This window comes from Halobacillus halophilus DSM 2266 (genome assembly GCF_000284515.1).
Taxonomy (GTDB): domain Bacteria; phylum Bacillota; class Bacilli; order Bacillales; family Halobacillaceae; genus Halobacillus; species Halobacillus halophilus.
Window position 1 is genome coordinate 2724113 of record NC_017668.1, and the last position, 19015, is coordinate 2743127.

The window sequence follows — 19015 nt, forward strand, 5'->3', positions numbered from 1 at the left end:
CATATTATATTGATAATTCTTTAGAAAGACGATACATATCTAGATCCACTTGGTGCTTGGTGTTGAGAATTTCTACTATATCATGATCGACTAATTTGTTTTGTTGTATACCAACCATGCGCCCTGATTTTCCGTTCAATAGAAGGTCTACAGAATGAGCACCCAGGCGGCTGGCAAGGACACGGTCTGAGGCTGACGGAGATCCGCCTCGCTGGGTATGTCCTAAAACTGTCACTCGCGTCTCTAGATCTGTGGCTTCTTTAACCTTGCGCCCAAAATCAACACCACTTCCGACTCCTTCTGCAACGATGATGATGCTGTGACGCTTTCCGCGTTCATGTCCACGTTTTAAGCGGTCGATAACATCATTGAATTCATCTTCAAATTCTGGTATTAATACGCTCTCCGCTCCATCGGCCAGTCCAGCCCACAAAGCCAAGTCTCCTGCATTACGTCCCATAACTTCAATAACATAGGTGCGCTCATGAGAAGTAGCCGTATCACGAATCTTGTCAATAGCATCAATAATCGTGTTTAAAGCAGTATCAAAGCCAATTGTAAAATCGGTTCCCGGAATATCATTATCTATTGTTCCAGGTACACCAATACACGGATAACCTTTTTCAGTCAATTTCTTAGCACCCATAAAGGTCCCGTCACCACCGATGGCGATCAGTCCTTCTATGCCGTGCTTCTTCATCTGTTCAATGCCCTTCAGCTGGCCTTCCTCGGTCTTAAATTCTTCACAGCGGGCTGAATACAGCTTCGTACCTCCGCGCTGAATAATATCGCCTACGGAGCCTAGTTCCATTTTATCAATACTGCCATCGATTAACCCCTGGTACCCATACTTAATTCCGTATACTTCTACATTGTGGTAGATAGCTTTACGCACAACGGCACGAATAGCAGCATTCATGCCTGGAGCGTCGCCGCCGCTTGTAAGTACACCAATTTTTTTCATTAGAATCACCTCAAATTATTTACTAATTGGTTTGTGCCCAATCATGGAACTTTTGAAACCTTCTGAACTCACAAGATTCTCTCTTACATCTAGTTTGTACAAATAAGTAAAATGTAAAAGATAAGTGGTTCAAGTCTTAAAAATTCGGTTTGATAGCGTTACCATCCTCCTAAGATGGGAAAAGTCGCACTTCTTGATGTGCGACTTCTTCATACTGGCTGATATTCATTTATACCGTGTTCATTATAAATCAAGAAACGCATAATCGCCAATACTTTTATATTTATTAAATCGTTCTTCTAATAATTGGCTGTTTTCCAAAGATGAGAGTTCTTTTAGTGATGACTCAATAACTTTTTCAATTTCACTTGCCTGATATTCTACATCACGATGAGCTCCACCTCTGACTTCAGGTATGACTTCATCAATTACATTTAATTCTTTTAAGTCATAGGACGTAATCTTCATAGATTCAGCAGCCTGCTGGGCTAGTCCTGCATCTTTCCAAAGTATAGACGACGCACCTTCAGGAGAAATAACAGAGTAAGTCGAGTTCTCAAGCATATAAATCCGGTCCCCTATTCCGAGACCAAGCGCTCCCCCGCTTCCTCCTTCTCCGATCACAACACAGATGATGGGAACGTTAAGACCTGCCATTTCCATAAGATTCCGCGCAATAGCTTCGCTTTGTCCCCGCTCCTCTGCTGCCTTTCCGGGATAAGCTCCCTTCGTGTCAATAAAAGTAATAATTGGACGTTTGAATTTGTCAGCTTGTTTCATTAAACGAAGAGCTTTTCGGTACCCCTCAGGATGAGGCATGCCAAAGTTCCTTCTAATATTCTCTTTTGTATCTTTTCCGCGCTGATGTCCAATGACGGTAACGGGAGTTCCCTTAAATTTAGCAATGCCTGCCACTAGCGCAGCGTCATCCCCGTATAAGCGGTCACCGTGAAGCTCCAGAAAGTCGGAAAAGATGTATTCAATATAGTCAAGAGTTGTCGGACGCTCAGGATGCCTTGCCATTTGAACTCGGTCCCAAGGCTGCATACGATCATAGACATCGACTTCCAGCTTTTCCAAACGTTTCTCTAAGGTTATAATTTCTTCGCTCAGATCCATTTCGCTGTTTTCAGTCATGCGTCTCAGTTCTGCAATTTTTTCACGCAGCTCAATTACCGGTTTCTCAAACTCAAGTATATGCTTCACGTTTTTTCACCTCCTGGATGGTGAATTTCTAAGACCATTCCAAGTGTTTTTTTCAATTCATGACGATGCAGCACACGATCCAGCTGTCCATGTTCCAGCAAGAATTCAGCGGTCTGAAAGTCATCTGGTAACTTCTCACGAATAGTCTGCTCAATGATTCTTCTACCGGCAAAACCAATCAATGCTCCAGGCTCCGCGAAATTATAATCCCCTAGTGAAGCAAAGCTCGCTGAAACCCCACCTGTTGTAGGATGGGTCATAACCGAAATGAACAATCCACCTTCTGCGTGCAACCGCTGGAGAGCTACAGAGGTCTTACCCATCTGCATTAAACTCAGCACACCTTCCTGCATTCTAGCACCGCCAGAAGCAGTAAAAATGATAAATGGAATTTTTTCTTTCCTTGCTTTCTCAATAGCGTTCGTAATTTTCTCACCAACTACAGACCCCATACTTCCCATACGAAAACGGGCATCCATAACAGCTACCGCTGTATCCAAGCCGTTCAATTGAGCTCTGCCAGTAACAACGGCTTCATTCAAGTCTGATTTCAAGCGATCTTTTTCAAGCTTTTCCTCATAATCAGGAAAGCCTAATGGATTGCTTGAAATCATATGCTTGTCCCATTCTTCAAAAGTATCCTCATCAAATATATGCTCCAACCTTTCATAAGCATTTAAACGGTGATGATGATCACAGTGAGGGCAAACATTCATGTTCCGATTTAATTCTTTTCTATAAAAGATCTTTTGACAATTTGGACACTTTTGCATAAGACCTTCAGGTACATCCTTTTTCGCTTCTTGTCGCGGGATGGATGCATAGCGTTTTTTCTTGCTGAAAAAATCTCTTAGCAAGGTGATTCCTCCTTTGGGACAAAGCTTCCTTTCTATCAAATATACAAAATAGCACTGCTATAATCACGCGTATTTGCCGAACCATTACGACAAACCACCCTTAAGGATAAAGCATAAGTATATCTTTTTTATCTCCATTTTTTATTATCTCTATCACTTGTTTATACCAGCAAGCTTCATATTGGATCTCCTCTCTTGCAAGTGCGAATCCGGATATGAATTGCCACATTGATAATAGCAGTGGGCGGTCACAAAGTTCAAATAAGAAGGTAAAGAAAGACTGATATCTCTCTTTTGCATTTTCTTTTACCATTATTTGCTCCAGTTTCAACCTTTGCCCTTCCGCGACCTTTCCAACAAGGATAAATAAGACTTCCTTCTCCATCATCTGCTTAGCCGTCAATAATTCTTCCCTGGTCCTTGATTCATTTAAAAGGAAACTCGATAATAATTCAACCATATGATAGGGGCGATAAGCACGTATATAAGTACCCTCCCCACGCTTAGTCTCTATTAACCCAAGCAGCTCCATGGCACGAAAAGCTTCTCTAATCGATGATCTGCCAACATTTAACTGTTCACTTAACTCACGCTCTGAAGGTAATTTATCTCCTGGTTTTAATTGATTTTCATCAATATAAGACTTTAATTGGTATAAAACACCTTCATATACTTTCCCTTGATGCGATCGGGTCACGAACCTTGTACACCCCTTTTTCAGTTGAAGAGCAATTCAAATATATGTAACAAGAGAAAAGCGGATGCCTTTCTCCAATTGTATTATTGCTCTTCAATTAAAGTCATTTGTCTAGTTTTTTCTGCAACTTCTTCAGGGTCCACATGATGTCTGGCCACACCAGATTCCATGGCAGCTTTAGCAACACTTGCTGCTACTGCCGGAGCTACTCGAGTATCAAAAGGCGCAGGAATCACGTAGTCTGCGTTCAATTCTTCTTCGCTTACAAGGGAAGCAATTGCCTCAGCTGCAGCTATTTTCATTTTTTCATTAATTCGAGTCGCACGTACATCGAGAGCTCCACGGAATATACCTGGGAACGCTAACACATTATTTACCTGATTGGGAAAGTCTGACCGACCTGTTCCAACTACACGGGCCCCAGCTTCTTTTGCGTCTTCCGGCATAATTTCTGGTTCAGGATTAGCCATGGCGAATATAATAGAGTCGTCATTCATGCGAGAAACCATTTCTTTTGATAAAAGCCCGCCTACTGAAACACCTATAAACACGTCTGCCCCTTCCATTACTTCAGAAAGCTTTCCTTCTAACCGATCTTTATTTGTGATCTTAGCTATTTCGTCTTTAACATCATTCATGCCGTAATCGCGTCCTTCAAAGATCGCACCTTTAGAATCGCACATGATAATGTCCCGTACACCGAAATGGTAAAGAAGCTTAATAATGGCAATTCCTGCTGCACCAGCTCCATTTGCCACTACTTTAATATCAGAGAAAGACTTTCCAGTTACTTTTAAGGCATTCATTAAACCCGCAACTGTCACGATCGCTGTGCCGTGCTGATCATCGTGAAAGATAGGAATGTTAGTTTCTTTCTTGAGTCGATCTTCTATGATAAAGCAGTTTGGAGCAGCGATATCTTCTAGATTCACGCCACCAAACGTTGGTTCCATCAGCTTAACAGTCTGAACAATCTGATCGACATCTCTTGTGTTTAAACAGATTGGAAAAGCATCTACCCCGGCGAAACTTTTAAATAATGCGGCTTTGCCTTCCATTACAGGAAGTGCAGCTTCCGGTCCAATATTACCAAGACCAAGTACAGCCGATCCATCACTAACAACGGCAACCATGTTCCCTTTCATGGTGTAGTCATAGACAGTTTCCCGATGGTCATAAATTTCCTTACATGGTTCAGCTACACCTGGTGAATAAGCCAAACTTAAATCCTTAGCATTCCTTACAGGGACCTTGGAATGGGTTTCCAGTTTTCCTTTATTGACACGATGTATATGCAGTGCTTCATCTCGCAAATTCGACACGACTACACGCTCCTTTAACCAATTAGTATAAACCGCTCCAGGTGGTCAGACCACCATTAACTTCTTAATTATAACAGATGACTTGCTAGTGTAAAGGAAATACAAAAGCATGGACTGAGACATGTTCATATCTTGTTGCGACGCAGAGCCACTGAGGAAGGTCCAAAATATTGCTCCAGCATTTGAAGACATTCTCTGGATGGATTCAAGGAATAATTTTCATCCAGCTGATAGGTTTTTCTATCTTCTGTCCTGAATAACAATACAGGGGTATTACCCGGGAAATACTTTGCAGCCTCTGTTAAGTGCTCCAATGCCTGGTATTCCTTGGGTTTATCCAACTTAATAAACAAACGATCCTTTGTTTCCGAGGGCAAACTTTCGATCTCAAACTTGGAAATTTCAGAAATGAGCAGCTGCTCACGTTCATTTCTTTCTTCTACTTTCCCTGAGACGATGATCAGCATTTGTTCAGACAACCAAGTTTTTGCACCTCTGTAGACTTCTGGAAAGAGCACAGTTTCCATTTCCGCTGTTTCATCACTAATCGTCATAAATGCCATAGGATCTCCCCGTTTTGTTCTAATTTCTTTTATAGCTTCTACTACGGCGGCCGTTGTGATTTTCCGGGATCTGCTCGTCAATAATGATTGCTGTAAGGATAGAACCCCTTTTTTACGAAGAGATTTGCGATGGTATTCCAGCGGGTGCTCGGATAGATACGTTCCAAGCAACTCTTTTTCCATGGCTAATTTTTTTAAAATTGGAAACGGGTCTACGCTTACCGGTTCCTTCATATCTATATCTTCACTGAACATACCTGGCTGATCCTGAAATTCTTTAAAAAGCTCCCCTTGCTCAAGGGCTTGGTCAATACTTGCAAGCAGACTTGCCCGGTTCGTATTGAGTTCATCAAATGCTCCCGCTATAATGAGTGATTCAATAACAGCACGGCTGACTGAACTGGAAATAACTCTTAAACAAAAATCATTCAAGTGTTTATACGCACCATTTCTTCTTTCCTCAAGAATAGCCTGAGCAGCCTGATATCCCACCCCTTTTATGGCCGTCAAACCAATCCTTATCCCACTGCCTTCACTCTGGGTGGACATGTAGCTTCTATTAATGGAAGGAGCCTTCACGGAAACCTTAAGCTCGCGAGCTTCACGAATATAAGCAGCCAGCTTCTCTCGATCACCGCTATTTGCATTAATTAATTCTGCCATGAAGTAAGAGGGGTAATGGGCTTTAAGGTAAGCCAGATGGTAAGAGATAAAGCTGTACGCCACAGCATGACTTCGATTAAACCCATAATTAGAAAACTTTACGATCCAATCAAAAAGTTCGTAAGCCACTGTCTCGTCATATCCATTCTTTAAAGCCCCGGCTATAAATTCATTTCTTTGCTGCTGCAGCACCTGAGACTGCTTCTTACTTACTGCCCTTCTTAATAAATCCGCCTGGCCCAGACTATAGCCAGCAACTTTTTGCGCTACTTGCATAATCTGCTCTTGATAAACCAATACCCCAAAAGTAGAGGCTAAAATCGGTTTTAAATCCGGATGAGGGTATTGTATTTCTTCTTTTTCATGCTTTCGATTAATATAAACAGGTATATAATCCATAGGACCTGGTCGATAAAGAGCATTAACAGCCACAACATCTTCAAAGTGGGAAGGCTTTAGCCTTCTTAAAACACTTTTCATGCCCTGTGATTCAAGTTGAAAAACGCCATTCGTTCTTCCTTCTTTTAATAAGTTAAAAGTAGGTTCATCTGTTAATGGAATATGGGAAAGAGAAAAGTCATGATTTTCATATTTTCTTATTTTACTTTCCATTTTTTCTAAAAAAGTAAGATTTCTCAGCCCAAGAAAATCAATTTTTAATAAGCCTATTTTTTCTAAATCCCCCATGGCCATTTGTGTAAGATAGACCTCACTCTGTCCATTCATAAGGGCTGTGTAATTCACTAAAGGTTTTTGACTAATGACAACTCCTGCTGCATGTGTGGAAACATGACGAGGAAGTCCTTCAAGTTTGGCGGCTATATGGAATAATTTTTTTAATGGAAGAGAACTTCTTATATATTCTTTTAAAGGTTCCGACCTTTGCACAATCTGAACGAGTCCGTCACTCGTGCCTTTTGGAATATGCTTCAATATATAAGCCGAGTCGCTTTCATCTACTGCCATCACTTTAAACAACTCTCTTAAAACACTCCTTGCAGCGAATGTACCAAACGTGCAGATTTGAGCTACATGTTTTTCTCCATATTTACGGCTAACATACTCGATCACTTCATCTCTTCTATGATCAGGAAAGTCAATATCTATGTCCGGCATATTCACCCTTTCAGGGTTTAAAAACCTCTCAAATAATAGGTTATACTCTAGAGGGTCAATTTGAGTAATGTTTAAAAGATAAGCGACGATAGAACCTGCCGCCGACCCTCTGCCTGGTCCGGCATGAATTCCCTGCCGCCGTGCATAAGCTATAAAGTCCCAGACAATTAGAAAATAATCACTGAAATCCATCGAGGTGATAACATTTAATTCATGTTCCAATCGTTCCTGGGCTACTACTCTTCTTTGTTGGTACTTTTCATCTAACGCCTCATAACACAATTCCATTAAATAGTCGTCCGCGCTCTTATCTTCAGGAACTGGATAGGAAGGAATTAACTGCTGATCCAGTGACATTTGAAGATCACATTTTTCAGTAATCTTAGCAGACTGCTCAATGACTTCAGGCCACCAGTCCTTAAATAAATTTTCCATTTCATCACTTGATTTTAAATATTCATGCTGAACTCTTTCTTCTGCATCTGATGCCAGCCTTTTCCCTTCTTCTATAGCCTGAAGCGCTTGATAAGCTGATGCATCCTCTTGTTTTAGATATTTAACTTCTCCTACAGCAACCACTGAGAGCCGTTTATCAGAAGTCCACTCTTTTAATGGCTGGTGAATCTGCCTTTCTGAATGAAGATCACGGTCTTTTATACTTAGATAGAGGTCATTTGATGAAAAAATGGATTTCCAATACTCCAGCCCACGTTCCAGTTCACTGAACTCACGCCTGGATAGTGGTTCAGCCCAGGGAGAGGAAGAGGTCATAATTATTGCGAGCAGCCCATCTTTATATGAATTCATATAGGATAAAGGCAGAGACTCTTTTTGTGTTTGTATGTAAGAACTTAATCTCATTAAATTCTGATAACCCTTATAGTTTTTAGCCAGAAAAAGTACAGGAAAATCTCCTCCGTCCGAGTACAAGCTGGTCTTCATACCAATAAGCGGCTTAATCCCTCGCTTTTGACAGGCTTGATAAAATGCCACACTTCCACTCATCACTTCTTCATCTGTCAAAGCCAATGCTTGAAATCCCAGCTCACTTGCCCTCTCTGCCAATGAGTCAATTTTCACAGTACTCTTCATTAAACTATATCCGCTTTGAACATTTAAGTGAGTAAAAGCCACCGTCTTCACCTTCTTTCCTTCTCAATTATAGCGGGATGAGATGCGACTTGAAAGCCTCCTGCATATTTCCTCTGTACACACCATATTTTCATAATAACAACACAAAAACAAGCTGGCGAAAAGAGGGACAAGATGGACGACCGCTTAATCATATCCATGACTCAATGCTTCTTTATCGCATTTGGGGTTATTGTAGGGGGCACTATTATCGGAAGTATCGGAAGCTATGTAACAGGGGAAGCTCCTTTAACTGCCATGTTCCGTATTGCAAAAGGGCTTAGAATCTGGGCGATTGTGGCGGCTATCGGTGGCACGTTCGATGCAATAAGCAACTTTGAAAAAGGAATTTTTGATGGATCTACCTTTGATTTGTTCAAACAAGTCATGATCATCGTAGCAGCTATGGGAGGTGTCAAAGCAGCACTATTATTATTTGAGTGGCTGCTTGGAGAGGAAGTGACCTGATGCATATCCCGCCACTGTATAGGAAGAAAGAGTGGAGGCGTTTTTTTGCAGGGATGGTATTTGGAGCAGTTATAGGATACTTGTTTTTTCTATTCATATATGGACAGCTGCAGGAGAAATATACTGAGGAACATATCGAACTTAATTCCAAATTAAGCGAAATGGAAGCCAAATACGAAGGAATGCTTAATAATCAAAAAGAAGAAACGGAAAATCAGCCATTTACTGTAGTGGATATTTCCGTTTCTTACACAAACGCAAAAAAATTAGAGATAGACCTTCTGACTCAGCATCAGCTGACTACCCTCGTCAAGGAACAGCTTACATCAGTACCTGGTAAAGACTTGAAGGTCGTGGCTGATCAAGTCGACCTAATTATATCTACGATAGAAAATAAAAATTATGTAGTTGACGATTTTACTTACGAACTAAAAGTAGCAAAGCTAATTGCATCGCAGGTCCTAAAAATTCATCTGGAAATTAAACTTGTACGTTAAACAAAAACCAGCAGGGGCAACCCTGCTAGTTTTTATAGTTCATACAAACCTCTTCAAGCTCTCTGGAAATCTCTTCCGTTTCCTCCCATGAGGAAGCTGAAGCTCCGGCAGCCATAGGATGTCCGCCTCCGTCATGGTTCGCTGCTATTTCATTAATAACCGGGCCTTTAGAACGAAGTCTGACCCTGATAATATTGTCTTCCTCTACAAAGAACGCCCAGGCCATTACACCCTCGATATCGCCCAACAATCCAACCAGCATACTAGTTTCTGAAGCCGTCACCTCAAAGTCTTCCAATACTCGCTTTGGTAATGCTACCGTAGAGCATCCAGCTTTGGTGACTGTGAAGTTCTGCAGTACATACCCTTTAAGTTTAGCGACTTTAACAGGAGTTTTATATAGTTCATTATAGAGGGCTGGACGGTCAAATTCATAATTTACTAACTCGGCAGCATACGTAAGTGTTCTATGTGTTGTACTAGGGAATAAAAAACGCCCGGTATCACCGACAATACCTCCATAGATTAATCGGGCGGCTTGTTCATTCAAAGTAAATAATTCTTCATTCCATTGAGTGTACAAATGATAAATCATTTCACAAGTGGAGCTTGCCGATGTATCCACCCACTGGATATCTCCATATCGATCCACCTCTGGATGATGGTCAATCTTTATGAGAAGATCACCGTCTTTGTATCTTTGATCATCTATTCGTGCCTGATTGGCAGTATCACAAACAATCACTAGTGCACCTTGATAAGCTTCATCAGGGACGGAGTCCATCCGCGCAAAAAAATGTAATGAAGGTTCTTCTTCCCCTGTAATCAATATATTCTTATCCGGGAAACTTGCCTTAATCATCTCTGCCAGTCCTGCCTGGGACCCATAAGCATCCGGATCAGGCCTTACGTGCCGATGGATAATAATCTTTGGATATTTTTTTATCGCTTCCGCAATAGCCTTTATACTCATTAACAAAACCCTCTCTATACTTAGCCTTTTATAATTAAATCATATATTTCTTTTCACAGGTAGCCATTTCAATGAAAACAAGCTACAATAAAGGAGAAAAAATTTAACTTCAGGAGTCGATACATTGTGATAATATTTCCTGTTCTAATTTTGGTGTCCTTAGTTCTTTATATTTATTACAAAGTTATGATCGTAAGGACCAAAGATCCTTTAACCCAAGATTATTTGAATAGTAAATCAAAAATATTTTTAGGAAGTTTCATCTTCTTTTTTGGAATCAACCAATATATGTTTTATGAGACAAAACTTTCTTTATTTATTGGTATTCTATTTCTTGCACTTGGAATTTTCCAAACTAAAGAAGGATGGAAGGCTGCAAAACATTACCGTAATGAATTTCAAAAACATCAGGCTAGTGTTCAATCTTAAATCAAAAGCCGCTGCTTAACTGCAGCGACTTTTTTTATTTATCGATCAATCAACTGAGCCATCAATAAGGCCTTGCCTACAATAGATCCTTCATGGTGAACTTCTATGTCTACTTTAGCGAATTTACGTCCTACTTCTAAGATATTAGGGGCAATAATGACTTCACTTTCAATTTGCACGGGCTTTATAAAATAGACAGAAATATTTTCTACTACAAGATCTCCCTTTTTATATTTTCTTAACAGTCTGCTTGAGGATTCTGTTATTAGAGAAATAAACACCCCATAAGACATAGTGCCCAGCTGATTTGTCATTTGCGGAGTGACCATTGTTTTAAGTACATGTTCATTTTCTTCATTCTTTACGATTTCAAGTTGGTTCGTGGCTAAATCATCAATCGTCTCTCCGACTTGCGGTTGTCTCTGTATCTGCTGCAAAGCTTTCAGTACATCCTGGCGGGATATAATTCCCTGCAATTTATGAGAAGGATCCACCACAGGCATTAATTCAATTCCTTCCCAGACCATCACGTGAGCAGCGTTTGCTAAGGAGGTTCTTACATGGACGGTCATTGGGTTCCGAGTCATAACTTTGTCTATTCTCATGGAGGTTTCTTTTCCAATAACATCTTTGGATGTTACAATCCCGACAACTCGATTATGTTTATCTACGACTGGATAACGGCTGTGCTTTGTCTCATTATTAAATTCATGCCATTTTTCCACTTGATCATCTACTACTAAAAACTTAGTTTCTTGAAAAGAAGTATAAATATCATCAATTAAAACAATTTCTTTTTTAATTAATTGATCATAAATCGCACGGTTAATCATTGTAGCTACTGTGAACGTATCATAGCTGGTTGAAATGACAGGAAGTTCTTTCTCATCTGCTAATTGCTTCACTTGATCGGTTGTATCAAAACCTCCAGTTATGAGGACAGCTGCTCCTTCTTTAATAGCTAATTCATGTGCATTGGTCCTGTTCCCAACAATAAGCAGGGAACCCGCTTCTGTATAACGCATCATTGCATCGAGCTTCATGGCTCCAATTACGAATTTACTTAACGTCTTATAGAGCCCTTCTCTTCCACCAAGTACCTGACCATCCACAATATTTAGAATTTCTGCGAAGGTCAGTCGTTCAATATCCTCCTTCTTTTTCTTTTCAATTCGAATGGTTCCAACCCGTTCCATGGTACTGACTAAATTTTGGTTTTCAGCCTCTTTAATCGCACGGTAAGCTGTACCCTCACTAACATTCAAGGCTTTTGCGATACGACGAACGGAAATTTTACTACCGACCTCTAATGTTTCAATATACTCCAGTATCTGTTCATGTTTTGTAGCCATACGCCCACCATTCTTTCTAACTGTACTAATTAATAACCTTATTATTGTTATTATACAAGTGATACAGTTACTTCGCAATTTCTGTTGGGATATGATTTATTTTCATTAAAAAGTCTTCCATCTATAATAGATGGAAGACTACGTTAAGTTGATATTAAAGGTCTAAAGTGTCTCCAGGTTCTAGAGCCATTCCTTTACCAGGCTTCACTTGCTCAGCGAAACCTTTCCCGTCCTGATTAATCAATTCAAAAGTGTTGTAGTGAATAGGAACAACCTGTTTAGCCTGAAGCCATTCAGCAGCTGTCAGGGCATCTTCAGGACCCATAGTAAAATTATCACCAATTGGAAGGAAAGCGAGGTCGATGTTATTACGTTCCCCTATCATTTTCATATCAGAGAATAGCCCTGTATCGCCTGCATGGAAAATAGTTTTTCCTTCAATTGTTAAGAGGATGCCTGTTGGCATTCCTGTATAAACAATTGTTCCATCTTCTTCTGTATAGGATGAACCATGAAACGCCTGAGTGAATTTCACATGGCCAAAGTCAAATTCATGACCTCCCCCTATATACATTGGGTGGGCGTTTAACTCTTTGTTTCCAAGATAAGTGGCTAGCTCAAACGGAGCAACAATTTGGCAATTATTGCGTTTTGCAATCTCAAAGGTGTCTCCTACATGATCATTGTGACCATGTGTGAGTAAAATGACGTCCGGATTCACTTCATCTGCGTTAAGATCAGTGTTTCCATTTTCAGAAATAAACGGATCAATTAAAATCGTTTTGCCATTCGCTTCTACCTTTACTACAGAATGTCCATGATAAGATACTTTCACTTTACCACTCCTTATTCATTAGTTTTCCTCGTTTAATAGTTTTGCCAGGCACTTTCATACTTTTGTATTAAATGAGGATCTATTAATGTATTTGGCTTTAAGGGAACAACTTCCCCTTCACGGTTTACAATTTCCCGGTCTTCGTCTTTTCCAAACACTGTCATAGACTTTAACACTTCATCTGTTAGAAATTCTGTTTCGGCTTGAATTGAAATCTCTTCAACTTTAATTGGCTCCCTGCTTGCCATAACAAACCCCCAGTTACCGAAACTTGGGATATCCACATGAAGATTTACTGTATGTAATCCCGTCGATTCTATTGTTTTACTTATCGTCCAGTAGACACTGGGAGCAAACACAGGACTAGTGGCCTGAACCATTGCTGCACCCCCAGGTTCCAGATGATTCCGGAGTAAGGAATAAAATTCTCTGGTGTAGAGCTTATTTAAACTCTCATTATTGGGGTCTGGCAAATCGGAAATAATAATGTCATACCAATCCTCAGACTTTTCTAAAAATTCGAAAGCATCCTCGTTTCGCACCTGAACTCGTTCATCTGATAGTGCTCCTTCGTTTAACTGTAATAAATGATAATTATTCTTCGCTAAAGTGGTTACAGCCGGGTCTAAATCTACTACCGTAATATTTTTGATTTTCTCATACTTTAATAGTTCCTTTACGGCAATTCCATCTCCCCCGCCGAGAACGAGTACATTTCCCTTAGCTTCTGCATTAGCAACTGTAGGATGGATCAGCGTTTCGTGGTAGCGGTATTCATCTGAGGAACTAAATTGCAGCGAACCATTTAAGAACATACGAGTGTCTCCCTGCTCTTTTGTTACGACTATTTTTTGATAGGCACTTTCCTCCATGTGAATAATTGGATCTTTGTATAACTTCTGTTCGAAGGAAAACGCTAATTCTTCCCCGAAGAATAAACCGCCAATTAAAAGAATCGCAATAAAAACAGCTGCACTTGTGTGAAGAACTAAGCGCTTAATTTCAGATCGAAATAAATATAAAACGACTAAAGCTACCGATAAATTGATACAGGCTACAAAAAAGGCACTTTTAACCATACCCATTTGGGGCCGCAGATAGAAGGCAAATAATAACCCTCCTATCAGACCTCCTGCGTAATCAGAAAACAACACTCTAGCTGTACTCCGGTTCAGTTCTACTCCAATTTCATTAGCTTTTCGAATTAATATGGGCAATTCAAGACCAGTCAATCCCCCGATTGTAAAAGTTATAAGATACAGAAACAACGCATCAGTACCTGAGGGAGCAAATGCCGTCATCCCAAACATGATAAAGCTTGAAAAACCACCAATAAGTGCAACCATGAACTCAATCCATATAAACGTAATAATGAGGTTTTTCATAACACGCTCGCTGATACTGGCCCCTACACCCATTCCGGTTAGAAATAAACTGATGGTCAGGGTGTACTGTTTCACCCCATCTCCAAGGATATAGGACCCTAGTGCCCCGAACAGAACCTCAAATATAATTCCGCATATAGAAACGATTCCCGAAGCCCAATAGATTAGATGACTTTTTCTCTTGCCGTTTGTTTCCAAATTTGTTCACTCCAACCCGTAAATTTCGGATTCTGTTGTTATCCCTCAAAAAAGCCACTATGCTGGTACTCATAGTGGCTTTCCTAAGATATCCATTGTTATCTATGTAATTGACGCTCCAATTACAAAAGCAAGGCCAATGGACACACCCATCGAAATGATCCCTACTGCCGTATTATTAGCTTTAAGTTGAGTTTCCACTGAAAATTTACGAGTAAGCATTTCAAATAATAGATAAGCGATCATTTGAAGGAAGACTCCATAAGCGCCCCAAATTAATGTATCCCAAACGGTAAAGCTGTGATAAATAGCAAACGAAAGAACTATACAAATCCCGATAATCTTCCCTGATATGGACATGGCTATAGCCTGATTGCCTTTTTTTACTTCATCCCAGTCCTTATACTGTCGTGTTAACCATTCAAATACTAAAAGTCCAATCACTACTACTATTACAGCAATGACAAAATATCCTAATGTAGCTAAAAACGGTTCCATGCTGATTACCTCCTTTATTTTCCTGTTCCTGGCCCTCCACCGCGAGTTGAAGACCCACGAAGAGACCCTGAAGTTCCTGTATTATAATTCCCGTACATCCCATATCCGCCGTAGCAGTTTCCTGATTGCCTGCATGTATTGCTTTTTCGGTTATACCAGTCGTTTGAACCAAGCATTCGGTTTAACAGGATAGCCGTAAACATCCCATTAAAGAAACCTGGTGAATAGTGATTTCTAACAAACTGATCAGAAGCCAGTTCAATAGTGATAACGTCTGGTTCTTCTTCACTTTCCTGAATAATTACAAAGTGGTCCGGATAAACGAGTGCTTGTTTATCCTCCTGCCTTTCACTGATTTCTTCGGGCGTTATAGCACCAGCTAAAGCATCAGCTACTTCCGTAAGAGTCAATTCTCTGGTCATGTATATGCGTGAAGTAGTTCCCTGGTCAGATCGTACAGTGTCTAACAAAGGAAAGTTTTGTTGAATTAAGTCTTCAACTGAATCCGCTTCCGAATTTTCTATTTTATTTAAAATTTCAGAACGATCAGGTTCACTGGGAAGTTCTCCATATGTATCTTCTATATTTGAACCTGAAATACCTCTCATTGGATTCCCATTTCCAAACACATTAAACAAAAGAACGATAGCAATTATACCAACGACAAATATGCCTCCATATTCTCTCAATGCAGCTCCTCCCCTCTTCTCTAAAATATCCGTGCCTGACGCAGTGTCAGGCACGGAGTATCATTTGCATACTAGTTATTTTTTATTCATCTTCTTCTTTAATTCATCCAGTTCATTATCTACACTGTCATTATTATTCAATTCTTCAAACTCATCATCGAGGGAACGGCTTTCAGAGGACATATCTTCGCTTGTTTCAGCTTCTGCTTCATGCTGCATGACCTTCTCTTCCATACGCTCAAAGCCTTGACGCGACTCATCCCCGCCGATATTAGACATTGTACGATTCATCTTCGTACGAGTCTTCGCAGATTCAGCACGCGCTTTTAGTGAATCTTTTTTCAGTTTCATTTCCTGATATTCTTTCTTCATTTCGTCCAATTTTTGGCGCAGATTACTGGAATCAGTTTGGGCACGCTCCCAGGACGCTTTTAATTGATCTGCCTGCTCCTGATGATTCTTCTTATCTTCAAGTGCACGGCGAGCTAAATCTTCATTTCCAGCTTCAATGGCTTGCTCAGCCTGCTGCATACGTTTATCAACAATTGCTTGAGCATCATCATATTTACGATTCAGCATTTTCTCATTGGCAATTTGTTTAGCAACCGCACTTTCAGCTTCGCGGATGTCATTTTCCATATCTCTCATAAATTGGTCCAGCATTTTCACAGGATCTTCTGCTTTATCGAGCATGGAGTTTAATTCTGAACCTACTACTGTTTTAACACGTTTGAAAAATTTAAACATTTACAATTCCTCCTTTATTATTTGGAACCAGCAATTATTTTAATCTCATAAGCTTCAATATCATGACCGTAACTAACTTCTACTTCACTACCCCACGCTTCCAGACTGAGATAACTTTCTTCATCTTCTGAAAGATAATCCGCATAATGAGTGGTACGGCCATTAATATTTTTACTTCTGCCTTCCCCTGTAACACGTGCTTCTCCTTCTTCATCCTTATAATAGGATTTTCCATCATATTGAAGTTCTTTTGGATAAGGGGTGGAAACCGGGAGCTTAATCGTTTCGTAAATTCCAAGCTCAAGCTCATCATCCATTTCAGCCGATAACCATTTGGTAGATTGACCTTCCAGGAGCTGGTAAGCAAACCACTCATATGATCCGTCCCGGTAGGTGATCTTACCCACCACCTCATAATCCACAAGATCGTATGTGAGAATATCTCCTATCTGAATATTCAACACGGTTCTTTCTTCTACTTCAGGAACTTGTTTCTTTTGGTTGGAAAACAATCTTGAAAAGAATCCCAAATACTCACCTCACCTTTCACTAAGACCCTGTGTACTTTTATCTACGTGCCTGGATACCCTTTGGTTTCACTTTTTAAAAAGTTTTCTCCTATTATCGTATCAGACTTTTGATCTAAATGCCTGTTTAGCGTATTTCTTCATTATTATTTTTTTCATTTTTTTCCCTTATTCACCTCTTTGAAAACTGAATGTGTCGCGTATAATCAAAATTCAAATAATTTATAAAGGAGTGGAAATATATGAAGGTATTAGAACAAGCAAGTAACTTTGTAGGGAAAACCTTTGCAATCTGGGTGTTACTGTTTGCGGTGTTATCATTTTTTATTCCATCAGGTTTCTCATGGATCGCTCCCTATATTGTGCCATTATTAGGAATCATTATGTTCGGAATGGGACTTACTTTATCTAAAAAGGACTTTCAAGAAGTGTTTAAAAGACCAAAGGACGTGGCAGTAGGAGTGGGAGCGCAATTTATACTTATGCCACTGCTGGCTTTCTTCCTAGTCACAATCCTTCCAGTGTCAACAGAAGTAGCTGTTGGAGTTATTCTTGTAGGATGCTGTCCTGGAGGAACTTCTTCAAACGTAATGACTTATCTATCTAAAGGAGACACAGCTCTTTCTGTTTCTATTACCGCTGTATCTACCTTGCTCGCTCCAATATTTACACCCTTCCTAGTCTGGCTGTTTGCCAGTCAATGGCTGCCGGTGTCTGCTGGAGATTTATTCCTATCAATTGTACAGATCGTCCTTTTCCCAATTCTTCTGGGGCTTGGTGTGAAAGCTTTACTTGGTAGAAAAGTAGAGGCAGGAGTGAAGGCCCTTCCTCTCGTATCCGTACTCTCGATTGTTGCCATTGTAGCGGCCGTCGTTAGTGTCAATCAAACTCAAATTGCTCAGACGGGAGCAGTCATTTTCGCAATCGTTGTCCTTCACAATTCTCTAGGATATTTAACTGGATACATGTTAGGAAAAATCTTCAACATGGAACCTGCTAAGCAACGAGCAGTTTCTATAGAAGTCGGTATGCAGAATTCCGGGCTTGGTGCTTCATTGGCCGCCGTTCACTTCAGCCCTCTCGCTGCCGTTCCAAGTGCCATTTTCAGTGTATGGCATAACATATCCGGACCAATTATTGCCACCTTATTCCGAAAACAAAAAGAGAGAAGTCGCAGGAACGAAGAAACAAAAACCATACATTCAGCCTCTTAAAAGAAAAAATTCACTAAAGTCGCAGCAACTTTTTTCATAAGCAGCGTCTTCAACTAAAGGGCCGTTTAGTTGAAGACTCAGTTTCGAGATATCTTAGGTCCGTTGCTGATATAGAGAGGGGCTGGCTACGGAAACAACTCGCTTTCCTGCGGGGAAACTGGCAAGCCTCCTCGCTCGTTTCACTCCCTGTGGGGTCTCGCCTAACTCCTTCTCCCGCGGGAGTCTCGTCGTTTCCTCCGCCATCCTATGTTTGAGGAGTGAACGGACCCTATAAGAAAGGTAATCGTTCTCGATCAGACTTAACCCCTTATATATCAGGGGTTGTACACTTAAATAAGCTAGATACTCTTTTGCTCTCCCGTTAATTTTAGTAGGTATTTTTGGTGGATTTCGAGTTTCTTATTCGGCCAGGTCCGGAGGGGGACGATGTAGACTCCTGCGGGAGGAACATGATCGGTGAGATCCCGCAGGGCTGTTAAGCCCGAGGAAGCTCAGCACATATAAGAAGTTCGACTAAGATCGCCACGTCCTGTGGCAACGTCGAACGACCCTGCGTTGTGCAGGGCCGGAAAGCGAAATCGTCCCCCTCCGGACCTTCCGCTCCTCCTATGTCTCGAAACTGAGTCTTCAACAAACGGGAGCTTATCTTTAACTGGGAACTATGGTTGAACACTCAATCAAAAT

General features: G+C 40.6%; 18 protein-coding genes. 4 read left to right on the forward strand and 14 right to left on the reverse strand.

Annotated elements, in window-relative coordinates; translation table 11 throughout:
* Positions 1-4 precede the first annotated feature (4 nt).
* The 6 genes from pfkA to dnaE all read right to left on the reverse strand — a co-directional run bounded on the left by pfkA (position 5) and on the right by dnaE (position 8531).
* Positions 5-964, reverse strand: coding sequence for a 6-phosphofructokinase (pfkA, locus tag HBHAL_RS13515; protein WP_014643997.1), 960 nt, complete (start codon positions 962-964; stop codon positions 5-7).
* A gap of 243 nt (positions 965-1207) precedes the next feature.
* The gene (gene accA / locus HBHAL_RS13520; protein ID WP_014643998.1) at positions 1208-2170 is read right to left on the reverse strand and encodes an acetyl-CoA carboxylase carboxyl transferase subunit alpha; all 963 of its coding nucleotides are present in this window, start codon (positions 2168-2170) and stop codon (positions 1208-1210) included.
* Positions 2167-3027: an acetyl-CoA carboxylase, carboxyltransferase subunit beta gene (gene accD, locus HBHAL_RS13525; protein ID WP_014643999.1), complete on the reverse strand. Its 861-nt coding sequence runs from the start codon at positions 3025-3027 to the stop codon at positions 2167-2169. The genes accA and accD overlap by 4 nt, the downstream gene beginning before the upstream one ends.
* Positions 3028-3127: 100 nt before the next feature.
* Positions 3128-3724 carry a FadR/GntR family transcriptional regulator gene (locus tag HBHAL_RS13530; RefSeq protein ID WP_014644000.1) on the reverse strand — a complete coding sequence of 199 codons (597 nt, stop codon included), beginning with the start codon at positions 3722-3724 and terminating at the stop codon, positions 3128-3130.
* 83 nt (positions 3725-3807) lie between these two features.
* On the reverse strand, positions 3808-5046 hold the full coding sequence (locus tag HBHAL_RS13535) for an NAD(P)-dependent malic enzyme (RefSeq protein ID WP_014644001.1): 1239 nt from the start codon (positions 5044-5046) through the stop codon (positions 3808-3810).
* Between the two features lie 125 nt (positions 5047-5171).
* Positions 5172-8531, reverse strand: coding sequence for a DNA polymerase III subunit alpha (dnaE, locus tag HBHAL_RS13540; protein ID WP_223254205.1), 3360 nt, complete (start codon positions 8529-8531; stop codon positions 5172-5174).
* A 123-nt stretch (positions 8532-8654) separates the two neighbouring features.
* Between dnaE and HBHAL_RS13545 the strand changes: the two genes are divergently transcribed.
* Positions 8655-8987 carry a YtrH family sporulation protein gene (locus tag HBHAL_RS13545; protein WP_014644003.1) on the forward strand — a complete coding sequence of 111 codons (333 nt, stop codon included), beginning with the start codon at positions 8655-8657 and terminating at the stop codon, positions 8985-8987.
* On the forward strand, positions 8987-9484 hold the full coding sequence (gene ytrI / locus HBHAL_RS13550) for a sporulation membrane protein YtrI (RefSeq protein ID WP_014644004.1): 498 nt from the start codon (positions 8987-8989) through the stop codon (positions 9482-9484). Before HBHAL_RS13545 ends, ytrI begins: the two co-directional genes overlap by 1 nt.
* A 25-nt stretch (positions 9485-9509) precedes the next feature.
* Here the strand turns inward: ytrI and HBHAL_RS13555 are convergent, their stop codons facing one another.
* The gene (locus HBHAL_RS13555) at positions 9510-10457 is read right to left on the reverse strand and encodes a DHH family phosphoesterase (RefSeq protein ID WP_014644005.1); all 948 of its coding nucleotides are present in this window, start codon (positions 10455-10457) and stop codon (positions 9510-9512) included.
* Between the two features lie 126 nt (positions 10458-10583).
* On the opposite strand from HBHAL_RS13555, the gene HBHAL_RS13560 reads away from it, so the two are divergent.
* Complete coding sequence (locus tag HBHAL_RS13560) at positions 10584-10886, forward strand: YtpI family protein (protein WP_014644006.1); 303 nt, start codon at positions 10584-10586, stop codon at positions 10884-10886.
* 38 nt (positions 10887-10924) lie between these two features.
* Here the strand turns inward: HBHAL_RS13560 and HBHAL_RS13565 are convergent, their stop codons facing one another.
* The 7 genes from HBHAL_RS13565 to HBHAL_RS13595 all read right to left on the reverse strand — a co-directional run bounded on the left by HBHAL_RS13565 (position 10925) and on the right by HBHAL_RS13595 (position 17120).
* Positions 10925-12238 (reverse strand): DRTGG domain-containing protein, encoded by a 1314-nt coding sequence (locus HBHAL_RS13565; RefSeq protein ID WP_014644007.1) that lies wholly within the window; start codon positions 12236-12238, stop codon positions 10925-10927.
* Between the two features lie 154 nt (positions 12239-12392).
* The gene (locus tag HBHAL_RS13570; protein ID WP_014644008.1) at positions 12393-13073 is read right to left on the reverse strand and encodes a metal-dependent hydrolase; all 681 of its coding nucleotides are present in this window, start codon (positions 13071-13073) and stop codon (positions 12393-12395) included.
* Between the two features lie 32 nt (positions 13074-13105).
* On the reverse strand, positions 13106-14656 hold the full coding sequence (locus HBHAL_RS13575) for a polyamine aminopropyltransferase (RefSeq protein WP_014644009.1): 1551 nt from the start codon (positions 14654-14656) through the stop codon (positions 13106-13108).
* A 102-nt stretch (positions 14657-14758) separates the two neighbouring features.
* Positions 14759-15154 carry a DUF350 domain-containing protein gene (locus tag HBHAL_RS13580; protein ID WP_014644010.1) on the reverse strand — a complete coding sequence of 132 codons (396 nt, stop codon included), beginning with the start codon at positions 15152-15154 and terminating at the stop codon, positions 14759-14761.
* A 14-nt stretch (positions 15155-15168) separates the two neighbouring features.
* Positions 15169-15843: a DUF4247 domain-containing protein gene (locus tag HBHAL_RS13585; RefSeq protein WP_014644011.1), complete on the reverse strand. Its 675-nt coding sequence runs from the start codon at positions 15841-15843 to the stop codon at positions 15169-15171.
* Positions 15844-15918: 75 nt separating this feature from the next.
* Positions 15919-16590 (reverse strand): PspA/IM30 family protein, encoded by a 672-nt coding sequence (locus HBHAL_RS13590; protein ID WP_014644012.1) that lies wholly within the window; start codon positions 16588-16590, stop codon positions 15919-15921.
* A gap of 17 nt (positions 16591-16607) precedes the next feature.
* On the reverse strand, positions 16608-17120 hold the full coding sequence (locus HBHAL_RS13595; RefSeq protein WP_014644013.1) for a DUF4178 domain-containing protein: 513 nt from the start codon (positions 17118-17120) through the stop codon (positions 16608-16610).
* Positions 17121-17359: 239 nt separating this feature from the next.
* On the opposite strand from HBHAL_RS13595, the gene HBHAL_RS13600 reads away from it, so the two are divergent.
* Complete coding sequence (locus HBHAL_RS13600) at positions 17360-18331, forward strand: bile acid:sodium symporter family protein (RefSeq protein WP_014644014.1); 972 nt, start codon at positions 17360-17362, stop codon at positions 18329-18331.
* Positions 18332-19015: the final 684 nt, after the last annotated feature.

Bases quoted from the DNA above. Each gene is read 5' to 3' on its own strand.
- pfkA (WP_014643997.1), bottom strand. From the start codon at position 964: ATGAAAAAAATTGGTGTACTTACAAGCGGCGGCGACGCTCCAGGCATG.
- HBHAL_RS13545 (WP_014644003.1), top strand. From the start codon at position 8,655: ATGGACGACCGCTTAATCATATCCATGACTCAATGCTTCTTTATCGCA.
- ytrI (WP_014644004.1), top strand. From the start codon at position 8,987: ATGCATATCCCGCCACTGTATAGGAAGAAAGAGTGGAGGCGTTTTTTT.
- HBHAL_RS13555 (WP_014644005.1), bottom strand. From the start codon at position 10,457: ATGAGTATAAAGGCTATTGCGGAAGCGATAAAAAAATATCCAAAGATT.
- HBHAL_RS13565 (WP_014644007.1), bottom strand. From the start codon at position 12,238: ATGGCTACAAAACATGAACAGATACTGGAGTATATTGAAACATTAGAG.
- HBHAL_RS13580 (WP_014644010.1), bottom strand. From the start codon at position 15,154: ATGGAACCGTTTTTAGCTACATTAGGATATTTTGTCATTGCTGTAATA.
- HBHAL_RS13590 (WP_014644012.1), bottom strand. From the start codon at position 16,590: ATGTTTAAATTTTTCAAACGTGTTAAAACAGTAGTAGGTTCAGAATTA.
- HBHAL_RS13600 (WP_014644014.1), top strand. From the start codon at position 17,360: ATGAAGGTATTAGAACAAGCAAGTAACTTTGTAGGGAAAACCTTTGCA.